Origin of the sequence: Metamycoplasma arthritidis, assembly GCF_900660715.1 — a bacterium.
In the GTDB taxonomy this organism is placed as follows: Bacteria; Bacillota_I; Bacilli_A; order Mycoplasmatales; family Metamycoplasmataceae; genus Metamycoplasma; species Metamycoplasma arthritidis.
In genome coordinates this window covers 215459-241679 of the sequence record NZ_LR215047.1, presented here as the reverse complement: position 1 = coordinate 241679, position 26221 = coordinate 215459, and the positions used below count along the sequence as shown (strand labels likewise).

At 29.9% G+C, this 26221-nt stretch carries 25 protein-coding genes; 8 read left to right on the top strand and 17 right to left on the bottom strand.

The features are described from left to right. Positions 1-16 precede the first annotated feature (16 nt). From ftsZ to EXC42_RS00970, 3 genes are all read left to right on the top strand, one after another. On the top strand, positions 17-1165 hold the full coding sequence (gene ftsZ / locus EXC42_RS00980; RefSeq protein WP_012498121.1) for a cell division protein FtsZ: 1149 nt from the start codon (positions 17-19) through the stop codon (positions 1163-1165). A gap of 318 nt (positions 1166-1483) precedes the next feature. Continuing rightward, positions 1484-3025 (top strand): MSC_0619 family F1-like ATPase alpha subunit, encoded by a 1542-nt coding sequence (locus EXC42_RS00975; protein WP_012498119.1) that lies wholly within the window; start codon positions 1484-1486, stop codon positions 3023-3025. Next, positions 3025-4407: an MSC_0618 family F1-like ATPase beta subunit gene (locus tag EXC42_RS00970; protein ID WP_012498118.1), complete on the top strand. Its 1383-nt coding sequence runs from the start codon at positions 3025-3027 to the stop codon at positions 4405-4407. Before EXC42_RS00975 ends, EXC42_RS00970 begins: the two co-directional genes overlap by 1 nt. A 119-nt stretch (positions 4408-4526) precedes the next feature. On the opposite strand, the gene EXC42_RS05925 is transcribed toward EXC42_RS00970, so the two are convergent. The 17 genes from EXC42_RS05925 to EXC42_RS05895 form a co-directional block, all read right to left on the bottom strand. Then, the gene (locus tag EXC42_RS05925; protein WP_012498117.1) at positions 4527-6647 is read right to left on the bottom strand and encodes an MSC_0620 family F1-like ATPase-associated subunit; all 2121 of its coding nucleotides are present in this window, start codon (positions 6645-6647) and stop codon (positions 4527-4529) included. Further along, positions 6631-7128: an MSC_0621 family F1-like ATPase epsilon subunit gene (locus EXC42_RS05920; protein ID WP_129648852.1), complete on the bottom strand. Its 498-nt coding sequence runs from the start codon at positions 7126-7128 to the stop codon at positions 6631-6633. The genes EXC42_RS05925 and EXC42_RS05920 overlap by 17 nt, the downstream gene beginning before the upstream one ends. Then, positions 7128-8066 carry an MSC_0622 family F1-like ATPase gamma subunit gene (locus tag EXC42_RS05915; protein ID WP_012498115.1) on the bottom strand — a complete coding sequence of 313 codons (939 nt, stop codon included), beginning with the start codon at positions 8064-8066 and terminating at the stop codon, positions 7128-7130. The genes EXC42_RS05920 and EXC42_RS05915 overlap by 1 nt, the downstream gene beginning before the upstream one ends. Position 8067: 1 nt before the next feature. Next, entirely contained in the window at positions 8068-8577 is a 510-nt protein-coding gene (locus EXC42_RS00950; RefSeq protein WP_012498114.1) for a DUF2714 domain-containing protein, read from the bottom strand. 1 nt (position 8578) lies between these two features. Continuing rightward, positions 8579-10057, bottom strand: coding sequence for an MSC_0624 family F1-like ATPase-associated membrane protein (locus EXC42_RS05910; RefSeq protein ID WP_012498113.1), 1479 nt, complete (start codon positions 10055-10057; stop codon positions 8579-8581). A gap of 268 nt (positions 10058-10325) precedes the next feature. Then, positions 10326-10682, bottom strand: a complete 357-nt coding sequence (rplS, locus tag EXC42_RS00940; protein ID WP_012498112.1) for a 50S ribosomal protein L19 — start codon at positions 10680-10682, stop codon at positions 10326-10328. Continuing rightward, the gene (gene trmD / locus EXC42_RS00935) at positions 10672-11358 is read right to left on the bottom strand and encodes a tRNA (guanosine(37)-N1)-methyltransferase TrmD (RefSeq protein ID WP_012498111.1); all 687 of its coding nucleotides are present in this window, start codon (positions 11356-11358) and stop codon (positions 10672-10674) included. The genes rplS and trmD overlap by 11 nt, the downstream gene beginning before the upstream one ends. Before the next feature lie 5 nt (positions 11359-11363). Then, a complete protein-coding gene (gene rpsP / locus EXC42_RS00930) occupies positions 11364-11621 on the bottom strand; it encodes a 30S ribosomal protein S16 (RefSeq protein ID WP_012498110.1) in 258 nt (85 codons plus the stop codon). A gap of 177 nt (positions 11622-11798) precedes the next feature. Next, positions 11799-12062 (bottom strand): 30S ribosomal protein S20, encoded by a 264-nt coding sequence (gene rpsT, locus EXC42_RS00925; protein ID WP_012498109.1) that lies wholly within the window; start codon positions 12060-12062, stop codon positions 11799-11801. Positions 12063-12156: 94 nt separating this feature from the next. Then, positions 12157-12867 (bottom strand): ribonuclease HIII, encoded by a 711-nt coding sequence (locus EXC42_RS00920; protein ID WP_012498108.1) that lies wholly within the window; start codon positions 12865-12867, stop codon positions 12157-12159. Between the two features lies 1 nt (position 12868). Then, positions 12869-13825: a Cof-type HAD-IIB family hydrolase gene (locus EXC42_RS05905; RefSeq protein ID WP_012498107.1), complete on the bottom strand. Its 957-nt coding sequence runs from the start codon at positions 13823-13825 to the stop codon at positions 12869-12871. Between the two features lie 530 nt (positions 13826-14355). Continuing rightward, positions 14356-16413, bottom strand: coding sequence for a rhodanese-like domain-containing protein (locus tag EXC42_RS05900; RefSeq protein WP_012498106.1), 2058 nt, complete (start codon positions 16411-16413; stop codon positions 14356-14358). Positions 16414-16742: 329 nt separating this feature from the next. Next, positions 16743-17372, bottom strand: a complete 630-nt coding sequence (gene upp / locus EXC42_RS00905; protein ID WP_012498105.1) for a uracil phosphoribosyltransferase — start codon at positions 17370-17372, stop codon at positions 16743-16745. A 15-nt stretch (positions 17373-17387) separates the two neighbouring features. Continuing rightward, complete coding sequence (deoC, locus tag EXC42_RS00900; protein ID WP_012498104.1) at positions 17388-18041, bottom strand: deoxyribose-phosphate aldolase; 654 nt, start codon at positions 18039-18041, stop codon at positions 17388-17390. A gap of 48 nt (positions 18042-18089) precedes the next feature. Then, the gene (locus tag EXC42_RS00895) at positions 18090-19385 is read right to left on the bottom strand and encodes a thymidine phosphorylase (protein WP_012498103.1); all 1296 of its coding nucleotides are present in this window, start codon (positions 19383-19385) and stop codon (positions 18090-18092) included. 18 nt (positions 19386-19403) lie between these two features. Beyond that, positions 19404-20120, bottom strand: coding sequence for a purine-nucleoside phosphorylase (gene deoD / locus EXC42_RS00890; RefSeq protein WP_012498102.1), 717 nt, complete (start codon positions 20118-20120; stop codon positions 19404-19406). Positions 20121-20200: 80 nt separating this feature from the next. Next, entirely contained in the window at positions 20201-20977 is a 777-nt protein-coding gene (locus EXC42_RS05895) for a DNA-processing protein DprA (protein WP_012498101.1), read from the bottom strand. Positions 20978-21145: 168 nt separating this feature from the next. Here EXC42_RS05895 and EXC42_RS00880 point away from each other — a divergent pair, with 168 nt between their 5' ends. From EXC42_RS00880 to EXC42_RS00860, 5 genes are all read left to right on the top strand, one after another. Next, positions 21146-21466: a hypothetical protein gene (locus tag EXC42_RS00880; RefSeq protein WP_012498100.1), complete on the top strand. Its 321-nt coding sequence runs from the start codon at positions 21146-21148 to the stop codon at positions 21464-21466. A 29-nt stretch (positions 21467-21495) separates the two neighbouring features. Further along, positions 21496-21843 carry a hypothetical protein gene (locus EXC42_RS05890; RefSeq protein WP_012498099.1) on the top strand — a complete coding sequence of 116 codons (348 nt, stop codon included), beginning with the start codon at positions 21496-21498 and terminating at the stop codon, positions 21841-21843. A 606-nt stretch (positions 21844-22449) separates the two neighbouring features. Further along, positions 22450-23400 (top strand): lipoprotein, encoded by a 951-nt coding sequence (locus tag EXC42_RS05885; protein WP_012498097.1) that lies wholly within the window; start codon positions 22450-22452, stop codon positions 23398-23400. A gap of 213 nt (positions 23401-23613) precedes the next feature. Beyond that, entirely contained in the window at positions 23614-24474 is an 861-nt protein-coding gene (locus EXC42_RS05880) for a hypothetical protein (protein WP_012498096.1), read from the top strand. 826 nt (positions 24475-25300) lie between these two features. Beyond that, positions 25301-26125: a lipoprotein gene (locus EXC42_RS00860; protein WP_012498095.1), complete on the top strand. Its 825-nt coding sequence runs from the start codon at positions 25301-25303 to the stop codon at positions 26123-26125. Positions 26126-26221 lie beyond the last annotated feature (96 nt).

Genomic DNA, 26221 nt, shown 5'->3' with positions numbered 1-26221 from the left:
TAAAAGAGGTACGACAATGAGCAAAGATGACTCGATTTACAATCCAGTTGCACAAATCAAAGTAATTGGTGTTGGTGGTGGCGGAAATAATAGTATCAAGACGTTGCTTGATACACAATTAGATGGCCTTGAATTTATAATGGCAAATACTGATCGACAAGTCCTAGAACAGTTTGATAGTAGTTTAATTTTACAATTAGGAGATAAAAAAGGCCTAGGTGCTGGTGCTAAACCAGAAATTGGTAGAGCAGCTGCACAAACAAGTGCTGACGAAATTAAAAATCGCCTTAAAGGTTCGGATCTAGTAATCATTACTGCCGGCATGGGCGGAGGAACTGGCACAGGAGCGTCGCCCGTGATTGCCAAGATCGCTAAAGAATGTGGCGCTTTAGTAGTAGCAATTATCACAACACCTTTTAGCTTTGAGGGACCCAAAAGAGCCAACATTGCTAAAGAAGGAATTGCAAATATTATTAAAGAAGTTGATTCTTACATTGTCATTTCAAATAACAAACTACTAGATCAATATGGCAACATTTCTTACAACGATGCTTTTGTATGTGCCAATAATGTCCTTAAACAAACAATTAGAACTTTAATTGATGTCATCGCCGTTCCTGGCCTAATTAACTTAGACTTTGCCGACTTAGAAACTATTATTAAAAATAGTGGCGAAGCCGTGGTTGGAATCGGTACCGCCTCAGGCGAAGACCGCGCTATTAAGGCAATAACAAATGCCATTAGTAGTCCAATCTTAGAGTCAAGTATTGTTGGTGCTTCTGATGCAATTGTTTATTTTGTTGCAAGTAGCCAAGTTACTTTACGGGAAATTGAAAATGCCCTAAAAGCAATGCGCGAAATGGTGGGACAAGATATTAACATTATTTTTGGACTAACTGATAATCCTTCAGAAAATAGCGATAAATTGGGTGAAGTATCTGTTTCTGTAATTGCAACAGGACTAAGAAAAGATGCGCCAAAAAATCGCGAAGACATCCAAAAAGAAATTGCTGATAATTTAAAAAACAGCAACATTGAATATGAAAATGAAAAAACTCGAGAATTTTTAATCGAAAAAGGTCCATATATTCCTAGTGACTTTTCTGTTGATGAAGAGAAAAGTGCTTATTCCGATGATATGGCCGACATTTTTAAAAGCAATTAGATGAGGTAAGAAATTTAATCACTTTTAATAAAAAAGCTTAAAAAATCATCAAGAGGAGTTATATTTAACTCCTTTTTTATTTTTGCTTTATTTTGCACAGAATTTTTATTGCAATACATTTCTTGATTTTTTACTTGTTTAAAGGAGAAAATTAAAAATTGAAACATTCAATTTTTTTCATTAAAATTAATCAAATTGTCTTTTAATTGGAAAAACTTAAAGACGGCAAATACTGCAATATTTCGAAATATAGTTAAGCATTAACTATATTTTATGAAATTGTGATATTATTTTTAAAATATTAAGAAAGGAAATATAATGCCAACAAAGCAAATTAGTAATCCCAAAATTACATCAGTGTTTGATTATATTGTTGAAGTTGAAGGCGAATTTCCATATCGCCAAAGACAAATGTTTATTGCAACTAAGAATCCTGATGTAAAACTGATTCTTATTAATGCAACAGAAACCAAAGCCTATTTGCTTGCCAATGACAAAAGTGACATTTTAAAAATTGGTGATGAGATAGCTGAATATAAAGCTGAAACTAAAATTGCAACGTCAAATGACTACTTTGGAAAAATTATCAACATTGATGGTAACATCATTTATCCAACTCCCACTGAAACTACTAAAATTAAAAAAGGCAACCGAACTCACCCGATCTTTAACTTGGCTCATGATTTAATGACTGTTAAAACTCTAAATGAGCAACTTTATACTGGAGTAGTAGCAATCGATTTACTAATTCCAATCGGAAAAGGTCAACGTGAGTTAATAATTGGTGATAGACAAACCGGAAAAACCCACATCGCAATTAATACAATCATCAATCAATCAAAGAACGACGTTAAATGTATTTATGTTGCCATTGGGCAAAAAAAAGAAGCAATTTCTAGAATATACGCCACTTTAAAAGAACATGACGCAATTAAAAATACCATCATCTTGGATGCTCCAGCAACTAGCGTTTACGAACAATATTTAGCTCCTTATATTGGTATGGCTCATGCTGAAAATCTGTCTTATGAAAATGATGTACTAATTATTTTTGATGATTTGACTAAGCATGCTAATATCTTTAGAGAAATTGCCTTGCTAACAGATCGCCCAGTTGGTAAAGAAGCTATGCCAGGAGACATGTTCTTTGCACATTCATCGCTTTTAGAAAGAGCGGGTTCATTCGTTGATCGTAAAACTATTACTGCCTTGCCAATTTTGCAAACAATTGATAATGATATTACGAGCCTTATTTCGTCTAATGTCATTTCAATGACTGATGGGCAAATTGTTACAAGTACTGATCTATTCGCCTCAGGAAAACTGCCAGCTATTGACATTGGATTGTCAGTTTCAAGAACTGGTTCAAGTGTACAATCAAAAACATTAACTAGAATTGCTGGTGAAGTAGGTAAGATATATAAAACTTACAAAAGCCATTTAAAACTAGCATCGTTAGATTACGAATTTAACAAAGAAACTTCTCTACTTTTATATAAAGGTAAGATGATCGACAAGATGTTTATGCAACGAGGCTTCTCACTTTATTCACATCGTTTTGTTCTACTAACTTCAAAATTAATTTCTTGAACAATCTTACGTGGTATTCGTGACGATCAAAAAGCATTAATGTTCATTAACACCTTAATTGATACTAATGCTGAAGCTAAAAAAGCTTTTGAAAGTATTAAAGACGGCAAAGATTATGATGATGACATTATGAAAAATTACTTTGCTTATGCTCTTAAGCAATACTCAGATTATGTTGGGCTAAAATGAGACGTTGAATGTAAATATGAATTTATTGCATTTGAAAAAGACTATCTAAAAAAAGTTGCTGAACTTTTGGGGGATAAATAATGAAAGGCACAATTACTAGAATTTGACCAGATATTGTTGAAATTAGCTTTCCATCTGGCAAAATTCCTTCAACTAACCAATTGCTAACTTTACATGATGGAAAAACATTTTTACTAGTAAAACGGGTAATTGACAAAAAACGGGTAAGAGCTATCATTATCTACGCAGTCAAAGAAATTACGATTAACGACGACGTTACTAATACCCAAAAAAGTTTCCAAGTTCCAGTCGGTAAAGGTGCTCTTAACAACATATACAGTTTCTTAGGCGAACCACTACTAAAAGATCGCCCTAATAAAGCGATTATGATTGATATGAACTCAAGTATTAATCCAACTAGAATTTTAGACACTAAAATCGAACTAGTTGAAACCGGTATTAAAGCGATTGACTTCTTTATGCCAATTATTAAGGGTTACAAACTAGGTATCTACGGTGGCGCCGGTGTTGGAAAAACTGTGTTAATGAAAGAAATTATCTTTAATGTTAACCGAAACAAAGCAAAACAAACTTCTAACATTTTTATTGGTTCGGGTGAACGTTCACGAGAAGCAATTGAGCTTTTCCAAGAACTTGAGTCATCAAAACTAATGAGCAAATCAGCAATGTATATTTCCAAAATGAATGAAGCTCCTGGAGCGAGAATGTCCATCGTACCAATTGGAATTACAGCAGCCGAGTATCTACGTGATAAAGAAAAAGAAGATGTCTTGCTGTTTATTGACAACATCTATCGGTTTGTTCAAGCTGAAAACGAAGTTAGTGCTTCTTTAGGTAAAAAATCATCAGTTGGTGGTTACCAATCAACTCTAGAAAGCGATGTCGCTTCGGTTGAAGATCGTTTATACAAAAATGCCAATGGCGCAATTACGAGCTTTCAAACAATTTTCTTACCAATGGATGATTTATCTGATCCTTCAGCAGTTGCAGTTTTCAACCACTTAGACGGTAATCTTGTTCTTTCAAGAGAAAAAACTGCTAAAAATATTTTCCCAGCAATTGACCCACTAGCATCATCAAGCAACTCGGTTGATGAAAGTATTCTAGGAAAGCGTCACTTTGATGCTATTGTTGAAACGAAAAAAATTCTTAAAGCTTATAAAGATCTTGAAGATGTTATTCTAATCTTAGGTTTTGATGAACTAGACGAAACTAATAAAGATATTGTTAAAAAAGCCTTGCAATTAGAAAACTTCTTTACCCAAAACTTCTTCATGACCGAACATTTTACCAAATCACCCGGGGAATATGTTCCGCTAAATGATACTGTTGAAAGTGTAATTAGAATTTTAGAAGGTAAGTATTTAAAACAAAGTCCTGAAATCTTTTCATATGTTGGTTCTAACTTAAGTATTCCAACCGATGAAGAACTTGATTTATAGTAATTTTAGTGACTAAAACTTTCTTTTCTTTCTTATAGAACTATTATTTTAAAGTTTAATATCACAAAAAAACTAGGATAGATTGGTCCTAGTTTTTATATTGCTTTTTTAATTAGTTTCTAAATAACAAGAGCTAGTAAGATGACACCAGCCACAACTAAGATTGCTGATACTCCGATCATAACGCTATATGCTAAGATAACTTTTCTACGTTTATTAACTTTAAATTTAACTAGTAGCATGATTAGACTGATAATAAGCATTAGCAGCCCCAAACTTAACAAAATTGCTCCGATTACAGTTCTTAGTTTATTTTGTGAAACATGTTGTTTACTAATATGCTCTTGAGCAGCCAAATATGAATCAAGATAAGTTTTTTTATCTTCTGCCTTACTACTTTCGTTAATTTCTTTATTAGTTGCCAAATCTCTAAGCGTATCAAATTCTTTTTTAACTCTTTTTAGCGATTCAACATAATGAGCATATCATTTTTCTAAATTATTAGGATGTTGTGACGCAATAGATTTTAATCTAAAGATATCCTTTCGAAGTGCTTCATATAACTCTTCAATTACCCGTTTTTCTAGCTTTCTTTGCTTACTACTATTGACTTGAAGATTCTTTTCAATGATATCTTTATAAGTGGTGATTGCCTTGGCAAATTGGTTCATGATTCTTTCATAAGCGCGTCCCATTACTTTTCAATATGGGTTAGTTTCGTTTACGCTTCTTTCTTCATCGCCAACTTTAAAAGTGTATTTAATAGTAATTTGTGCGCTAACTAAGTAACTAAGCAAAGTATCTCTAATTGCACTTTTAATCTCGACTATTGCAGCGGTTTTTGAAAGACGATTAGCTTGAATGTCTTTAATTTTTCTATCAATCAACGCTTGGCGTTCAGCTTTAAATTCTTTAGTGTCAGGTGAATCAAGTGTAACTATTTTAGTTGCCAACTCAACCATGGCATATAAAGTTTGTTGCAAGTTGTCATTTGCTAGTGAGTTGTAGTCAATTTTATCGTCAAGTCCTAAGGCTTGATAAAACTCTGTCATAACCTTAGAAATTTCTTGATTTTGGGCTTCGTATAACAGTTGATTTAAGGCATAAGAGGTACTATTATCTACTTTGATTTCTGATTTACTATAAGTCCTTTTTCGCTCTGGTGCCACACGATCCGAAATTACAACATTAGCATAAATTTTATTATCTTCACGAGTAATTGATTCTACTGTGTATTCATAACGACTGTTAACTGGATTGTTAAAGAAAAATGCCTTTTTAAGTTCTTCTTTACTTAATGCTTGCAGTTCGTTAGAAGTTTTATTAGCATATTCTGATTTTACAAGCGCTTCAAGTTCGGGCAGAGAATCAATATCATCTTTGTCAATTGGTTTTGGCTTGTCGCCAGGAACTAAAGGAATTTTTTCAAGCTCTTCTAGCTTATCTTCAGCAATATTAGCATCTTGAGACTGTTTTAGATCGTAGTCAGCAATTTTCTTGGTGATATTCTTTTTAATATAATCATCTCAAGAATCAAAACCTTCGGGTTTATCTAATATATTTAGTTTGGGTTTAAAAGTTTGAGTAGTTTCATCTCATTCAAAACTTACTGAAGGCTTTAGATCTGGTATTTGATTTTCGCTATAAACTAAGTTAGTGATTTGTTGTTTAAGACCATCGACATATTTCTTTAAGAATAAAGTAAATCTTGCTTTAGTGATCTGGTTTTCAACTTCTTTTATTTTAGTAACTTTAGCACCTTTTGCCTCAAGTTCAGCTTTATAAGAGTCAAATTCAGTGTCACCAATTTTAACATTCTCATAAGTTTTGCCTTCGTATTCCACTCTTGCTAAGATAATCTTTTTATACTTTGAGATTTGTTCAAGTGCAGTGAAACTAAAACCGTAAGTTTTGGGATTAGCAATAATATTATCTTTGTTAGTTTTATAGTATGCCGCAAGTTTTTGCACATACAATCTACGCGAAAGTTGACTAGGGTTATTTAGTGCTTCTTTTTTAATTTTTTCGTCTAGTTCTTCTAAAAATTTAACTAGTGATTCAATTGCTTCTTTAATTAGCTTTTCTGCTTCAGCTTTAGCTTGAGCTTCAAAGCTATTAAAGTCTTTATCAATAGCACGAGATGAATTACGTGGTGCTTTACTAGTTAGTGTAATTAATGGAGTAGTAGCTAAAGTTAGAATCGGTAAAGAAAGTAAAATTTTATTAAATTTCTTGGACATTTTTACGCTCCATTTCTTCTCCTAAATTCAAAAGTTGCATCATTTTTAGGCGATACTGGCGTTGTGTTAAATTATTAAGTTTAATAAACTGTGAAGCTCTGATTCCTAGTTTTTTACGTGCCTCATAATAATTAATTTCTTTTTGAATTTCTTTAATCTCTTCACTCAAATCAATTTTTGTATTAGTTTTATGATATTGGTTGAATTCAACAAAAGTATTAATGATAATATGATTTTCTCTAACTAAAATGCTAGCATTTCTTAAAAAGGTATATCACTCAGTTTTGTTTTCGTTAGTGTCATATTCGACTATTTTAACTAAAGTATTCTTATATCCTGCTATTGAATTATTAGTAATTTGTGTTCATGTATTTTCATCATCTACGTTTAAAAATAATTGGCATTTTCTTACTAAGAAGGGTATCGTTGAAGCGTAGTTAATTGTTAAGCGAAAAAAACTTTGATCTTTTATAGCGGCCATTATAATGCCCCCTCATCATTTGATGTTTCAAAGACTGGCTTGTTTTTACGAGTTAACATAGTAATTTCTTCAACTTCATTTTCTCTACGAATTGAGTGAATTGTTTTAGTTAGCTTTTCTAAGGTTTTATCCAACTCATTAATAGCTTTATTAGCAACAACTAAAGCATTTTTTGCGTTGTAGAATGACGATTCAATTACTAAAGAGTGAATGGTATTTTCAAGAAAAATGTCAATTTGAGCCTCAATGAAATTTTCAATATCGGGATAAATTTTAAAATCGCTTGTATCAATTAACTCATTATCTTCATCTTGCGCACCTCTAATTAACTTCTCTAAATTGTAGTTGTTCAAAGGTAAGATTTGAAAAGGTTCATCATAACTTTTATTAGTGTTAATTACAAAGAAAACACGGCTGTAGTTTTGTTGATTATAAAGTGCTCTTACAATTTGAGTTAAGGCCACACTTAAATCGCCGTTATTTTTGTCTTGTTCTTGAATGCTTAGTAAAACATTTAAATCATTTTTTTTGCAAAATCAATTTGCTCTTTGGCCAATGGCAATAAAATCGGCATCAGCTTTTTTAATGTTAGCTTTGATTTTACGTTCATATCTTCCATAAGAGTCAGTGGCATATTTTTGTTCTTCAGTAAAATAAATTCATAGTTGTTTTTCTTTTACAAAAAGATTTTTGATTTTCTTTAGGAATTTATTTTCCTTAGCATTGTCAAGCGCTTCGTTGGCAATCAAATTGTTAAGCTCATATTTTTTGGCAATAGAAGCAATAATTTTTTTATTAAGTAGCGAGCTATTAATGCAATATGAAAGATGCTTAGTTAATTTGGCAATAGTAATTAATAAAATGTTACGGTCATTGTTGACTTTCATTTTAACATTGTTTAGATTATTTTGCTTTTGCACTAAATTCTTTAGATACATATTAAACCTCAGGAGTAACTAGTTTAGAAACTGTTTCTCTACTAAAAAGTAATTTTAGATGTTCAGTGTTAGGCGAGATGTAAAGAATAATGTTTGGAAAAATTTCAACATAACTTTTTTGATTAAGCAATCGAGCAATTTCATTGTTTAAATCGTATAAAAATTGACTAGCTTTAGTGTCATTAGTTAGCGCTTCGCGGAAATTAATAGCTTCGTTATTACTTGATTCGAAATTAGCAATCATTGGTACTAGCAAATCATTTCCAAAACGACCATTAACGTTAAAAGTGATTACGAAATCACGGAAAAGTAGATCGTAATGCTTATTAATAGCCATTGTCATTTTTTCAACAAATTTTATATAAATCTCAGAGTTAAAACTAATGTTGTTTTTTAACAAAACTGAAGCTATTAACTTATCATATTTAATAAAACTATCTTCCGCTCTTGCATCGTTGTATGCTTGATAGGCGTCAAATAATTGTTGTTCTTGTTCTTTATTTCTTTTCATATTAGCTCCTTGTTAGATTAGTAGTTTTGTCTTTGCTTTTTTTGTGTTGTGAAATCTTAATTGAAGTCATTGCCAAAGCAATAAGCGAACTTGATAGAAATGTAATTCATACTACTACAGTTATGATTAAAGCAATTTCTGTTAAGTATAAATTAGAATCAATTGTTAGAAAAATTAAATTGTTTTGCGAAAGAAGAAGGTGATTACATGCAAAAATTAAAGCACTAAAAGCAATAGTTGCCACTGATAGCGTTGACATAAGCGAAGCTAGAAAACTATAGTGACTATTGCGACGATAATAGAAAATTAACATTATAGTTGAGTAAATCGTAACCACTACTACGTTTATGAAGTTTATGTGGGGGTTTTGTCGACTTAGCAACGTAGTAATGAACAGTGAAATTCACAACATCATTTGCGCAAACGCATAGATAATAGTATTTAGAACAAATGAATTAGTTTTGGTCTTGCGTAGAAAGTAAAATACAACATACAAACCAAAAATTATTGAAGCAAAAAGAATTTCAATTAAGAAAATGCTACGTGAAAGCGAGTATCCTAAGACGCCGGTATTATCAATTTTTATAAGCACAACTCGGAAGATGACTAAAACTATTGTAATCAAGAAACTAACAAGTCAAACTAGTCTATGTTTGAAATATTCTTGCTTATTAGCTTTAAAAGTCATAAAAGCAATCTTGCTTGCGTTAGCACCGATAATTAAAAGTATTAATGAAGCAGTCATTGTAAAAATGATTATTAAACTAGAAAAAGTGCTTGAGCCAAACACATTGTTAGCAAAAAAATCATAAAAACTATTATTTGAGAACAACAACTCTTCTAAATTGGTCGAAGTTGATGCATTAATCCAAATTCCTAACATACTAATAACACTAACTATTAGTATTATTTGTGAGAGTTGCGAAATAATTAAAGAGGTTTTGTATAAAAGTGGATCAGTTTTTCTTTTTAGAAAATATGAATAGATTGATGAACCCAAATTAACTAAAAGTAAGGGAATTAAAATAAAACTAAGCATTAGTAAACTTTGCGGATTTGCATCATGAAAGCCAAATAACAGTCCAAACGAAGCAATTGTTAACGCTAGATAAAGAGTAAATCAAGGTCAATATTTCTTAATTGCTTCTTTTTGATGATAAGTGTTCATGAAATTTCTAGCTAATGAATAGAAAAATACAAAAGCCAAAATAGAAAACCTAATGATAATCATTGTATTACGTTGTTGATTACGCAAGGTTTCAAAATTTAAAAAGTCGGCAATTCCTCAATCACTAAACATTTTTGTAGCGAAAAAAGTTTCATTGAAGAATGCCAGTAAAAAGAATGTTGCAACAATAAAAATTGACAATAAAATGATTTTAAAAATCCGTGAAATTTTATTTTCACGCGATGATTTTAAAGATGAGAAACTATTGTCGAAAAGTTTAATATTGTCGGAACGCGAGTTCTGGTAATCCATAAATTTAGCCTTTCAAACAAATTCTTTAGTTTTGTTTTGTAAATTGTACTATTTTTTATATAAAAAATATACAAATATGGTATTTGCGGCAATAAAAAATTAATTTAATAAACAAAAAGTGTGATTTTATGGTTAATTTTTAATTTATTAAAAATAACATTCCTTAATTTAATAAAAAACCAAGGCTGCTGTTCCTTGATTTAATAAGTAATAATTAGTTCTAACAAACAAGTTAAAACTTTTTAAATTTTTTAATATCAAGCTTTTTTTATTTAGCTTTTTTGATTTCTTTAAGACGAGCGCTTTTTCCTTTAAGATCACGCATATAGTAAAGTTTTGCTCTTCTAACTTTATTAATTCTAGTTACTTCAATGTGAGCTATTAGTGGCGAATTTAGTTTAAAAATTCTTTCTACACCAACGCCATAAGAATCTTTACGAACAGTAATTGATTTATTAATTCCTGTCCCATAAGAAGCGATAACAAGACCTTCAAAAACTTGAATTCTTTCTTTGTTACCTTCTTTGATTCTTACGTGAACTTTAACATTGTAACCTTCACGAATTTCTGGTAGATCAGTTCTAATTTGATCTTTTTCAACTAATTCTAATAATTTAGTTCTCATGGGGTTTTTCCTTTCTTTTTGCTAAGATGTCTTTTCTATTCTTGAGTGTTTTTGAGTAGGAAGCTTCTTTTCTTCATCTGTCAATTAACGCGTGATTGCCGCTTAGAAGCACTTCGGGCACCTTTAGGCCTTTGTAAATAGCTGGTTTTGTGTACTGTGGATAGTCAAGTAAGCCATCGCCTTCAAAACTTTCATTTTCATGACTGCCTTTTTTAAGGACGCCTGGCACAAGTCGGGCAACTGCTTCAGTTATTAGCATTGCTGGAATCTCGCCGCCAGTTAGAATGAAATCACCAACCGAAAGCTCTTCATCAACAAATTCTAAAACCCGTTCATCAAATCCTTCATAGTGGCCACAAACTAAGGTAATTTCTTGGTGCTTTGCTAGTTCGTGTGCCTTCGTTTGATTAAAAACTTGGCCTTGAGGACTTAAGAGGATCTTATAACTATTAGGAACAGATTCTAAGGCAAGATCAATTGGTTCTACTTGTAGTAGCATGCCATCGCCACCACCATAGACAGTGTCGTCAACTTTTTGGTGCTTTTCTTTTGAAAAATCACGAAAGTTAATAACGTTAATTTCAAGATGTCCTAATTTAATTGCTTTAGCAATCATGCTGTTTTCTTGAAAAGCTTTAAAATACTCGGGAAACAAGCTAAGAATGTTAATCTTCATATTTACTATTTTTTGCTTGCAATGTAATTTGAATAGAATTGTTCTTGTTTAAGTAATGTTCTTACAGTGTCAGTTGGTTTTGCACCTTGATCTAGGTATTTAGTTAGAAGTTCTTTATTTAAAGTAAGTTTTTTAGCGTGAGGATCGTAGTGTCCTAGTTCTTCAATAAATTTACCATCACGAGGGCTTCTTGCATCAGCGGCAACAATTTTATATTGTGCGTGAAATTTTTTGCCAACTCTTTTTAGTCTCAATTTAACCATGGTTATTCCTTTCTTCGAAACGATAATTGTTATAAATTTTAACACAAATTTTTAAAGTGTTAAGTAAAAATGCTTGACAGTTTTTTTAAGGCTAAACTACAATTTTATAGTGGTAAAAAATAAAAAAAATTAGGACGATTTTACTGGCCTAATTTTAATAATGATTTAGTAAAATAATTATTGTTGTTTACTTTGAACGTATGCATCTAAACGGCTTGCTTTTCTTGAGCCATTATTTTTATGTAACACGCCTTTTGAAACTGCTTTGTCAATTTCGTGGTGTGCTTTTGATACAAAATCACTTAATTTAGCATCTTGTTGATCAGCAGCTAATTTTGCTTTTTTAATTGCAGTTTTAACAGTTGATTTAACTGCACTATTGTATGCATTTGCTTTTTGATTGTAAAGAATTGCTTTTTGTTTTGATTTAATATTTGCCATAAGTTTTGTCCTTTCATCCAACTAACAATAATTAATAATGTAATACATTCTACCCTAAAACTATATTTTTTTAGCATTTTCATGTAATTTGTTCTTAAAAAAGTTTATCCTCATCCAAGATGTCAATTATTTCTTTTGTAATTTTAAAAGAAAATTTGCTAACTTTCTTAAGTTCTTCTAGACCGAATTTTTTTGCGAATTCTAAACCTTCAGAAATAATTTTTTTACTTGCACCAAGACTAAAATTAAAATTATATTGCTCACGTTGAGCTTTGATTTTTTCTAGCAAAATGCTTCTAGCTATAATTGAAGCAGATGCCACTGCTAGTGATTTACTTTCGGCTTTAGTTGTTAAGTAAATCGTTGCGTTTGGCTTTTGAAAATCAAGTCATTTAATGCTTTGAAGTTTAATAAGATGATTTTCATATACTTGCCGGCTAATTGTATATTGGTCAACTAAAACATCTACTTTTTGATCTAAAACTTTAAGCAAATTATTAATGGTTTTGCTATGAATTAGTGTTTTGATTTCATTATTGTTGATCTTAGCACTAATTAGTTTGTTATAACCGGCTTGACTTAAAGTTAAACTTTTTCACTTTACTAGCGTTTTAAGTTTACTAGCGAGTTCAATAATCTTGTTTTCTTTTAATAATTTACTATCTTTTACCCCAAGTTCTTTAACTAATTCTAAGTTCGTTTTAGGTATAAAACATGATACTGAAATAACGGGCGTGAAGTAATCACCCACACCCGTTTCGTCAACACCAATTAATAGGTCATAATCAATGTTGACATCTCTCATATTATTTGCCGTCCTCACCGTAGAAATTATCAGCTTTTACAATTTGAAGATCTTTACGATGTTCTTCTTGTTTTTTCTTACCCATCTTGATGTATTTTTCTGGATTATTTAGAAAAGCATCAATAAAATGCCCAACCGCACCTTCTTTATTAGTTTGTTTCATAACAACGGTTGCAAGTTGTTTAATATAAGGCTCAGCGTTGGCTGGAGCCACACCGACATTACCAACTTCATACATGCTTGCATCGTTAAATGAATCGCCAATAACAACAGTGTCGTTGATATCGATATTGTAGTATCTCATAATCAATGAAATTACTTTCCCTTTGCCTACACCAATTGCAGTAATATCAAAAATTGGACTAAGGCCATCACCTTTAGATCAAGATGAAAATTCTCCTAAATCGCCATATTTTCTTTTTAAGTAAGTTAGTAAATCAACAACATCGGTAGTAGTTTTACAGTCAAAGATAATTCCGGTTGGTTTAAGTGGCAATTTTTCTAGTGCGATCTCTTCACGGAATTTAGTTGCTTGATTGAAATTAAACACTTTTTCTAAATTGGGGTCACGATGTTTGAGTTGCACTCAATCGGGGCCTTCAATTGCATAGTTGGTGATTTCAGCTGCTACTTTTTTATCTCCTAAAATATAAAGCACTTCATTCAAGTCAAGATATGAAATGGTTGGAATAAAAAATGGGTCATGAGGGTTGTGGATGTGGGCACCATTGTAATTACCAACAATTGCGTTTAGTCCCAGTTTTTCATAAATTGGTTGAGTGCTTCTTCAAGGGCGTCCTGTGATTATTGATACAATATGCCCTTCGGAAACTGCTCTTTTAATTGCCGCTTCGGTTTTAGGATGGATTGTGCCATTTGCTGAGTCAGCTAATAAGGTTCCATCCAAGTCAAGAGCGATTAAGAATCGTCTTTTATCTGAATCTTTATTGTCTGCCATAATTATTATTTTCCTTAATTTTTATTGTATAAGAATGTTTTTGGATAGTAAAATTTTACCACAATTGAAGGGTTTTTTCATAGATAAAATTAAGGAGGTGAGTTAATTATCTATTAATGAAAATAGTACATTCTAAAACAAAAACATGTTTAAAAATATGGGTTACCAAATTAAACTATTGCTTTTTTTACTTTGCTGCGCAGATTTTTAAAAACATGATTTTTTTAAGCAAATTCTATTAGTAAATTGACAATTCTTTTTTGTAAAAGCGGCAAAAGCAAGCTATTGGCGAAACATAATTTTAAATTAAACCCCGAATCTATAAAACCAATTGATAACTTAAATTAATGAGCTAGAACAAAACAAATTTTATGATCTCAAACAATTAAATCAAGTTCAAATAAAAAACACTTAATAAATTATTCACTATAAACAAAAAAAGATACTCTCCACACGATGTGTAAAAAAGCATTCTTTTCTATATTACTAAAGCATAGATAAAATTTGACACTACAAGACACTCATAAATTTTAATCTTTTTTATGAGTTAAACTTTCGTCGTTTGTTGCAAGGAAATTACCAATTTTTTCAACTCATGAATCAATCATTGCAGTGTGACTAAAAAGGAAATCAGAAACATTCATTTTTTTATCTAAAATAAACACTTTTGGAATAGCTTTAACCCGATTTGCTAATTTACCAATTTCTCAATCACCTGTTCTAAACAAATATTTGTCTTTCGACTCATCAAAACCATTAGCTTGTGTAACGGCATTTCAACTAGAGTTTGAGCCTCTGTGATACATTACATAAACAAGTCTATAAGGCAAAGATGATGGATCTTGATTTGAATATTTCCGCATTGCTTTCATACAATGAGAACAATATGTCGCTCCATAGATTAGAGCTATCGGTTTGTCATTATCTTTTAGAAGCTCTTTTAAAGTAATGGTTTCACCATTAGACTTCCTCAAAACCAAATGACCTAAATTTTTGGCATATAACTCTTTAAGATGCCCATCACTATCATATTGATATAAAGTATGAAGTTTTTTTCTTTGCTCATATGTACGATACTCAGTCAAATTTTTTAAATTAGGATCGTCTGGTTCTGGGTTTGGTTTTGGATCGGGTTTAGAAGCATCAGGAGACTCTTGATCTTGTTTTGGTTTTGAGTCTTGATTAGAATTGCCAGGATTACTTGGATCTGGTTGTAATTTTTCTTGAGGATCGTCATTTTGTTTATAATCCACGTCTTCATTAAAAGTATTTTTTATGATTTTCTTTAAACTTTTAATAAAAGCCCCGTCTGAACTTGTATCAATTTCAGAGATATTAACTACATTGCCATATTCATCTAAAAGTGCAAGTTTCGGAGTGGTGCGGAAACGCATACGATCTCTTCAAATAAAATCGTTTGCATCGTAGTATGTACTATCTTTTTGATCTTTTAGATTCTCGCTATCAAAAACTTCTTCAGACTTTTTAATAGAACCATTAATGTCATTTTCGTCAATAGAAGTCATCATTTTCAAATAATTAAACTTATCTAAATCAACATTGTTTAGCTTTTTAAGAGCCTCAAGACAAGGTAAACAAGTTGTTGTCGCAAACAAAGCAAGTGTTTTTTTCTTTTTATCAATTAAATCAGTAAGTTGCTTTTGTTCGCCTTTATTGTTAGTAACTGTGTATTTTAGTAAGTTTTTGCCAAAGTTTTCATTTAAAAACTCATTATTTAACTCATCATATTTACTGTCACTAAAATGATCAAAAGCACCATTTTTTCTATAATCTTCTTTTGTTAGTTGGGTAGCATTATTAGAAATTTTGAACTTGTAAATACCATTAGCAACTACCTTATTGTCAATAACCAAACTAGCTTTGATCGTGTAAATACTTCCGCTTTGATTAATTAAGTTCGAATCGAAAACACTTTCAAAATTAAATTCAGAACCATTTTGTTGGTTAGTCAAAGTTTTTGTTGCTAATACTGAGCCTTTTTCGTCAATAAGCTCTAAGCTTAAATTGTAAGTTTCTAAGGCCTTACCATAGCCTAAATTATTAACTTTTGAAGTTATCTTCAAATCACTAGTTGCCTTAAAAGTATTTTTAGTAGCACTTATTTCTAAATCATAAACATTTTCTTTTTCAACCGGTCTATAAACTTCTCTGCCTTCTTTGCTTCATTTAGTATAACCTTGTTCCATTCAATATACATGTCTAAAGCCTTTTTGGCGCATTAGCTCTACTGCTTTTTGAGCGCGGTTGTCAGTACGACAATAAATCAAATAAGTTTTATTTTTATCTAATTTATCAAGCTCATTAGAAAAATTTTCGTTTCTAAAATCTAGTTTTTGGGCACCTTTTAAATATCCTTCAGCTCATTCACCCGGAGTTCTAATATCCATCAAAACAAAATTGCTATTGTTTTTCTCTTTTAATATCATCTCCGCTGCTTCTTGGGTTGTTAATTTTTTAGGGGAAAATGTTTGTGAAATTTTATTTTCACAACTTAATGCTAAAAGTGAAGTAGATGATAGTAGAGTTAATGATGACAGAATGCTAATAAAAACTAATCTTTTTTTCATGATTTTGATCTTTCCTTAATTTTTAGTAATGTTAATTTTGATTAAATGGTGTGGCTTTATTAGTGACAGTAGCGAAAAAATTACGGGTATTATAAAGTTTTTTTATTTATTTTTCGTTTTTTATTTATTTAATTGATTAATTTGACATTGTAAAACACAATTTGTCTACTATATAAATGTGAAAATATAATTTTATTATCAAAAATTGACAATAATTACATTTGAAGTCTTTAGTCAACCTTGGTTAGGTTAAAATATAAAGTTTTAAAATAATATCTAACAAACATTAATAGATACAAAAAAAGTGAACTTTTTATTTTAAGTTCACCTTATTTTGCTTTAGTACCAAAGATTCTATCACCAGCATCGCCCAAGCCAGGAATAATATAATTGTTCTCATTTAATTTTTCATCTTGGGAAGCTAGATAAATATCAACATTAGGGTGATTTTTTTGAATTAAATCAATTCCTTTTTGCACTCCGACTAAACAAATTAACTTGATATTACTGAATCCTAAATTTACTAATTTATTGATGGCATCGTTGGCGCTAACACCAGTAGCCAGCATTGGATCAACTACCATGATATAGCTATCTTTAGGAACATCAGGAATTTTAAAGAAGTAATCAATAGGCTGAAAAGTTTTTTCATCACGATAGATTCCGATATGTCCAACTCTAGCTTCGGGCACCATTGCTAAAATCCCTTGCATCATGCCTAGCCCTGCTCGTAGGATCGGAATTATGACAACTTCTCTATCAAAAGATTTCCCAATCGTTTCAACGCCAATAGGGGTGATTACTTTTTTAGGTTTAGTTTGGTAATTTCGCATCACTTCATAAACCATGAGTGAGGCGATTTCGTCTAAATTGCTTCTAAAAACTTTGTGGGAAGTTTCAGCCGCACGCATTTCAGTTAATTTAATTTCAATTAAGGGGTGCTTAATTAGTACTAGCATTTTTTTAACCTTAAATTATTTTTTTTCTAGGTCTTCCATGATTTGAATTGATTTAGACATTCCTAAACGGTTTGCTCCTAGTTCAACCATTTTAATTGCATCATCGCCAACTTTAATGCCGCCTGATGCTTTGATAAGTAATTTGTCTTGTGCCACTCTTTTCATAATTTCAACATCTTCAAACGAAGCACCACGGTATGAAAAGCCTGTAGAAGTTTTAATGAATTCAGCACCTGATTGCATAACAATTTCGGTCACCTTAGCAATTTCTTCATTAGTTAAAAGAGCAGTTTCAACAATAACTTTTAAAGTTTTTGAACCACATTCTTCTTTAATTGCTTTAATTTCATTCAAAACAAATTCGTATTCTTTATTTTTGAAACGGCCAATATTAATAACCATATCAATTTCGTCAGCGCCATGAGCGATTGCAATTTTAGTTTCGTAAACCTTCACACTAGTTGCATTTGAACCTAATGGAAAGCCAATAACTGTACACACTAAAACATCACTTTTAGCTAATTTTTCTTTAGCGTGTTTAATTCAAGTTGGAGCAATGCACACTGATTTAAAGTCGTATTTAATTGCTTCATCAATTAATTTATCAATATCATGAACAGTTGCTTGTGGAGCTAGTAAGGTATGATCCACTAGTTTATTGTATTTCATTAATTTCTCCTTATTGTACATATTACAATTAATTTAAATTGTAACAAATTATGATAGTTTTGCAAAGACAAGTTTTACATCGTGCTTTTGTTTACTAAACTCAATAGCATTTAATAAATCTGCTTCAAGCGATTTATTAATTGGTGATGATGAATAAAGTGTAAACATCACTTCGCCTTGTTTTACAAAATCATTTGTTTGTTTGTTTAAATAAATTCCGGCTTCAAAGTCAATGTTATCTTCTTTTTTTGCACGACCTGCACCCAATTTCATTGCAACTAGTCCAAATTCAATAGCTGAATTAATCTTTAGATAGCCTTCGTGTTTACTAATAATTTCGTATTTGTATTTAGGACTAAATCATTTTGGATCATCAAAAACTTTAATATTACCTTTTTGAACTTGAATTCATTCTAAGAATTTTTCATATGCCTTACCATTAGCGATTACTTCATCAACCATTTTCTTAGCTTCAGCTTCAGATTTTGCTTTGTTAGCTAGCATTAATAAGGTTGAAGCAGATGAATAAATAATCTCGGTGAAATCAAGGGGCCCCTTGCCTTTTAGGGTGTCCATTGCTTCTAAAACTTCGATTTTGTTACCAATGCTTTTTCCTAGTGGTTGTTGCATATTAGTAATTTCTACAGCAATATTTCTACCTAATTTTTTACCAATTGCAATCATAAGTTCGCCAAGTTTTTTAGCTTCGTCAATATTTTTCATGAATGCACCGTTTCCGCATTTAACATCCAACAAAATGCAATTAGAACCGGTTGCTAGTTTCTTAGACATAATTGAGCTAGCAATTAGAGGAATTGATTGCACTGTGCTAGTAACATCTCTAAGCGCATAGATTTTTTTATCAGCGGGAACTAACTTTTGGTTTTGCCCAACAACGGCGATGTTGTGTGCTTTAACTGCTTCTTTAAACTCAGAGTCGCTTAAGGAAATGTTATATCCTTCAATTGATTCTAATTTATCAAGTGTACCGCCAGTGTGACCCAGTCCTCTTCCTGACATCTTAGCAACCGTCAATCCTAAGGCGGCCAAGATAGGACAAAGTGCAATACTTACTTTGTCGCCTACTCCACCCGTTGAGTGTTTGTCAACAATGGTTCGATTTAAAAAACTTCAATCAATAGTATCGCCCGAATACATCATCGCTTCGGTTAAGTAAGCAGTTTCAGTGTCACTCATGCCGTTTAGACGGATTGCCATTAGCAATGCTGATGCTTGATAGTCAGGAATTTCGCCATTAGTATATCCGGTAATAAAAAAATTGATTTCTTCTTTGCTTAACTCTTGCTTTTCGACTTTTTTACTAATAATATCAATGATTCTCATTTGAAAACTCATTTCTAATTATTGAAAATCTTTAGCTAAACTAAGTGCTAATTTCATCATTTCTTTGAATGAATTTTGTCTTTGTTCACTAGTAGTATATTCGTGAGTAATTAAATTATCTGAGATAGTCAAAATACAAGCTGCTTTTTTATTTAGGCGTTCAGCAACTGAGAATAAAGAATAAGATTCCATTTCCACACAAACAGCACCGCCAGAAAGCTCAACTCTATCTTGAGCACTTTTAGTAGTATAAAATGCTTCTTCAGTTAGAACTCTTTCTTCTTTAATCGGCATATTAAGTTCTTTAGCATTTTTAAGAATTAAAGCGTTTAGTTTTTTGTCAGGAGTAGCGATATTGCTACGGTCATTTGGTATCATTGATTCTCTAAAAGCGACATTTTCACCATAAGCATCTTTTGCTAAAATCACATCAAAATTTTTAATTTCAGCTTTAAAAGAGCCGGCTGAGCCAATTCTAACAATTGCTTCAACACCATATTCATTAAATAATTCAAACGAATAGATACCAATTGATGCGGTCCCCATGCCTGATGCGCAAACTGAAACTTTATTTCCTTGGTAATATCCTGTATACATTAAAACATTTCTGACATCTGAAACTAATTTAGCATCTTCTAAAAAGTTATCAGCGATAAATTTAGCTCTAAGTGGATCGCCTGGCATTAAAACAAGCTTTGCAAAAGCGCCATCTTTAGCATTAATATGTGGGGTCATTTTTTCTCCTTATTATTCAAGTATTTGGTTAATTAAGTTAATAACACAATAATTTTATAACAAAGGATTTTAAAATCACCTTATGAAGCTGTTTTTTTAACTAGAATTCCTGTTTGCGAAGGTTTTGTTAAATCATTAATCAAAGTTGCGCCTAAATTAATTAATTCTAAGTTACTATTTTCATTATCGTTTGGCTCCGGTGCAAAGCAAAATACTTCTTTGCCACAATCTAGAAAATTATTAACCAAATTATTTAAAAATGGGCCGCTAGTAGCAAGTAAAACCAAATTATTAGCCAGAGCCGCCACTATTCTTCGATATGCAAAAATTGTTTTTCTAGAAATGTGATATTTATTAGGATATTCACTTATTACTAAAACATTTTTGTGTTTTGCAAAATCAATTTTCTCTAAAAAAGGCTCATTTCTAAGTCCGCATTTACTTATAACTAAAATTGGCTGATCATTTGTCAAACATTTTTCTAGTATCTTTTCATTAATGCCTTTTCATGATGGCAAAACTACTAAAACATCTTTAGCTAAACTGTCAATGTGGCACAACAAATCAACGATGTAATCTTTTTCTAAATTTCCCGTTAAACAAAATGATTTTTCAAAATTGATTAGTGAATAATTACCTAAATAATGCAAAGCAAATGGTGGTTTTCTTAGCATATCTAACTTAGCAGGATATTCATCATCTAAAATCGTAATTATTTTTTCTTTTAGATCAATTCTTTCTCTTGCAATTTGTTTGGCTAAGTCATCGTCAACGTTTTCAAAATTTTTAAAAGCATGATAAATTTTATCTCAATCGCCATTGTATTTATAATCAAAGTAAATAATAAAGTTGTTCATTGAGTTTTCTCCTATTCTTGTTGGTTTTCTTTTACTCTAATTGTTGTCGATAAGCATTCGTTTTGTTATGAAGATAGGAAAAATATAGGAAATCTAAGCTTTTAGTATGTCAATTGCTTTTAGGCATAAATGACTTTGTTAACTTAATATAAGGGAATGTTATATATAATGAAAACATCAAAAAAATTAACTAGTTTGTTGCTAACGAGTACTCTAAGCGCTACATTATTTGCTACAAGCGTTATATCTGCTGCTTGCAATGACAAACCTAACACTCTTCCAAAGAAAAAAGAAGCCAACAAAGAACAAGAACAACCTGATATTAAACATGAAAATTCTAATTCTAAAGATAATGATTCTAAAAAAAGACCAAAAGCCACAAGCACCGAATCAACCTCAATCTCAATCACCAAAAAAAGATCAAAATCAAGAATCACCAAATCAATCTCAACCCCAACAGCCAAAGAAAGATGACTCACAAACACATAAACTACCTTTACTAGAAAAACCTCAACAAGATGGTCCAAGCAAAACAAGATCAACACAATCATAAGAATGATCAAAAGCCAAATGAGCCAAATGTTCCATCTCTTCCAATGGAACAAGATGACCAACCTTCAGAACTCACAAAGGAAGCGATATTAGAATATCTTGACAAAGCAACTAAAAAATTAGAAGAATTTCAAAAAGTTATTAATGAAAATTGATTAGTATCAGAATCAAATAAAAAATTTTTAGAAGAAATTTTGATAAATGTTAAAAAAAGAAGCCCTTTTAATAGATGAATTCTATCCAAAAATTGATACCAAAAAACACAGCGATGAAATTCAGAGAAAATGCGATGAACTCATTATAAAACTCGATAATCTAAGAAGTCGATTAGAGGATTTATTAAAAAATTACGAACTAAATAATGATGACTATAAAAGAGACCTACTAAGATGATTTCAAGAGAAACACAAACATTTAAGTGAAACCATAAACAAAAAAAGAACTTGAACAGATTATTGAAACTATTGATAAGGAACTTGAAGCTGCTAAAAATATTTTAAGTGATTTAAAGGCCGCAAACAATGAAGAAAACGTGAATCATTTTCAAAAATTAATTGAAGCATTAGAAAATTTAAAAAAGAAAGCCAAAGAAAAAAATATAAAACAAATTAAATAAATAGAATTGAAAATGTCAATTGAAAGCATTAATTAAGAATTGGCATTTTATTTTTTTCTGTAAAAAACATTTGCTATAAAAATCAATTTGCTTTTGATAATAATTTTTGAAAAAATTTCACAAAAAATGAATTATTTTAAATAACTTTTTTTGCATATTTTTCAAGAATCTGGACAAGCGAAACATTTTTTTTTTTTTTGTAAAATAAATTTGTAACTAGATGTTTTTTACAAAAAGTTGCAGCAAGAAAATCAATAATTTATTCATAAAAAACTAATTAATTAGAAAGAAAAAATTTTATATAATGAAAAGATCAGTTAAATTACTATTAACAAGTGTTTTAGGAACTACTTTATTTTCAGCAAGCATAATAGCAGCAGCTTGCACTGATAAAAGCAAAAAGCCAGAAGAACCTAAGAAACCTGAAAAATTAGATCCTAAACAAGAAAATTCTGATAAAGAGAAACCAAAAACTTCAGAAGATACAAAAAAAGGGCAAGATCATTCTCCAAAACAAGATGATAAGCAAACACCTGAATTAGATAATCCTAATAAAAAAAATAAAGAAGATTCAAAGCAGCAAGAAAACTTTGAAACTAAAAAAATTGAAAATGAATTAATTAATATTGAAACCAATATTACTAATATAGCGTTAAAAATAAATAATATAGAATTTGAAAGAAATACCATCAAAGAAGATACGAAAATAGACGATTTGATTAAAATTTGAGAAAAATTAATCGATCAATATCAAGTCCTATCTAATGAACTTAAAGCACTTACAGATAAAATTAATAAAATAGAAAAATTGCCTTATGTTACAAAAAAATCACAAAATTTAACCCGAATTCAAAATTTAAAACGAAAAATTAACAATTTTAAAGAAAAAATTAGTGAAAGCCTAAATGTTTTGATATTTCTTAAGAAGCAACAAAACAATGATATAAAAATAAAGCAAAGTAAAATTGATGATTATTTATCGCTTTTTGAAGAAGTTTTGCAAGATTTAAAAACTGAAATGTTGGTTCTGGTTGATTATGGTGAATCGAAAAAAGAAATTTTAGAAACAATAAAAAATGATTTGTCCATTTTAAAAGAAAATTATAAAACTTATGTTCTAAAACTTGCGAATGAAATAAATTATGAAGAAGCAATAACAAGAGCCAATGCAAATTTAGGGGAAATTAAAACTTTTGAAAAAGAGATTGATGAAAAAATTAGTTCTTTAAATAAGAGTGATAATAAAACTAATTAAGAAATTATACAAAAATAACCAAGATATAAAAAACATAAAAAAATGGTCTGTTTTAGATTATTTTTTTTGTTATGTTGAGTTTTATGAACCTTATTTTTTTTTTTTTGTATAATGCACTCGCTAACAAATGTTTTTTAAAAGCATTTATAAAAAAACATTTATTTAGCTTTTGAATAATAAGGCATATTAATTGGAAAGAAAAATTTTATATATATGAAAAAACCATTTAAACCACTATTAATAAGTGTTTTGGGAACCGCTTTATTTGCAACAAGTATAATAGCAGCATCTTGTAGTAGTAAAAATAAAAAACAAGAAAGCCCAAAAACTATAGGAACATCAAAAAAAGAAAATGATCAATTGCCAAAGGGATATGAAGATTTACCTTTAGAACAAGACAATTCTAACAAAAAAGAAAAAGACAATAAAGAGTTAGAAATGCAAGCGAATCGAAATGATAAAAAAATTCAAAAAGCGTTAATTGATATTACCAATTCTTTTAATGATCTAAAGTTAAAAATTAAAGCTTCGGATGTTGAAAAAAATATCATTGAACAATATGCACCAACCGATAATTTGGTTAATGTTTGAAAAAAATTAATTAACAATTACCAAGAGGCAATTAATGAGTTAAATAGCTTTGAGGAACAAATTGCTAAAATCGAAAAATTACTTAATGTGGTAAGGGACTTGGATGGATTAAATCAAATTAAAAAATTATCAAAAGAAATTTCCGAACTCAATAGAAAGGTCAATGAAAGTTTAGAGGTCATAACGACAAAAAAACAAGATCAAGAAAACTCTATAAAAAGTGAACAAAGCAAAATCAAAGATTATTTAAAAATTTTTGATGGTGTTTTAGAAACCATAATAGAAAAAGAGATGTTTCCAAAGGACAATCATACCAAAACAGCAATTAAACTTTACTTAGACGATTTAGTAAAATGGTGTAATGAATACATTTTAGAACCTTCAAAAAAAATAAACTATGATATTGCGATAAAACAAGTAGAAGAAAAATTGAAGAAAATTGAAGAATTCAAAAATCAATCAACGAAAAAAATGGCTCTTTAAGTGGTGAATGCCACCAAATAAACATTGATATTAAGCAATTATAATATAAATAAAAAGATGATTCATTTGAATCGTTTTTTATATTTGACTTTCAAAACTTTAAAAATTCTTTCTAAAAGATATCTAAAATAAATATCCAAGAATCTTAATATCATAAGCAAATGAAAAATGCAAATTAAAAATAAAACAATTATTTTTAAGGACATTGGTTCATATTTTTCTAGTCATTTTTTAAAATTAATGATTATTTTTTAAATTTTTATTAAAAATTTCCGATTTTTTAAACTGGTTTTAGTTTTTTGTAAAAAAACAAATTTGTAACTAGGCATTTCTACAAGAGTGACAATTGTAAATATTTTTTATATAAAGAATTAATTAATTAATTAAAAAGACAATTTTTATGCATAAGAACTAGTCGAATTACTAACAGCGGTTCTTTTAAGAGTACTATGAATAGATCAAGTATTTGAATCATTAAGTTAGCAAAAATATGAAGTCAAATTCAATATATAAACTATAAAATAATGAAAACTGTATCGATAGAAACACAAGAATGAAATAATTAAATTTATTTAAGTAATTATTTACTAATATTTTGAAATTTGATTTTAATATTCTTTACAAGTATTGAAAATGCTTATTTTTTTACATAAAAATATTTTGATTTTTTCAATTTTTATTACAAATCTTGTTTTGATTTCGCCGATTTGGGCGTTTTTTTTTTTTTTTGTAAAATGAACTTGTTATTTTAAAAAAGTAACAATTTACATGAATAAATATTTGTTCATAGAACAAACTAATTAATTAGAAAGAAACTTTTTATATAATGAAAAAATCAATTAAATTACTATTAACAAGTGCCTCATGCACAACAATTTTAGCATCCGGCTTGTTAGCTAGCACTTGTGATAGTTCTAAAAAAAATTTAGAATCCCAGTATGAAATATCAAAAGAAAATGAAGCAAAAAAAGATAAAAATAAATCTTTAGAACAAACTGAGGATATTGAAAAACAAAAAAACTTAGACTTTTATGAAATTAATAATAATTTAAACAAAATCAATAATTCTTTTAATGCTTTAAAGTTAAAAATGGATAACTTTAAACTTCAGGAAAATTGGATTCATAACCCGCTTGAAGTAAAAAAATTAATAAAAGATCATAAAGAATGGATTGAAAAATTAGTAGAGCTAGAATCGCAATTAATCAAGGTAGCAAAAAACACCGAGGAATCGGGCGACTTAGTTATTATTGAAAAAGTTGAAAACTTAAAAGATGAGGTTGCAAATATTAATGCCAAGGTTAAAGAAAGCTTAGCAGTTTTAGAACTAACAAAAGAATATCAAAGAAACCTTTTTAAAAATAAAATTGATGAATACTTAAAAGATATTCAAGAAACATGGACATTCCTAAAAGGAATAGTCAATAAAGATAAAAATTCAAAACAAATGTTGTACTATTTGGGAGAGTTAAAATCCGATTATATAAAATTTGTTAAAAATCCTTCAATAGAAATTGATTACGAAAGCGCAATAGAAGAAGTTGAAAAAGATTTAAAAGAAATTGAAAAAATGGAAAAAGAAATTACCGAAAAATTGGCTAATCCAAAAACCGATAATAATCAAAACACCAAAAAAAGTTACCGTAACTAAATAAATTAAAGTTAAAAAAGAAATAGCTCATAGAGGGCTATTTTTTAAATACTAAATTTAGCTGGAAAATTATTCTACAAGTGAATGCTTATCAAT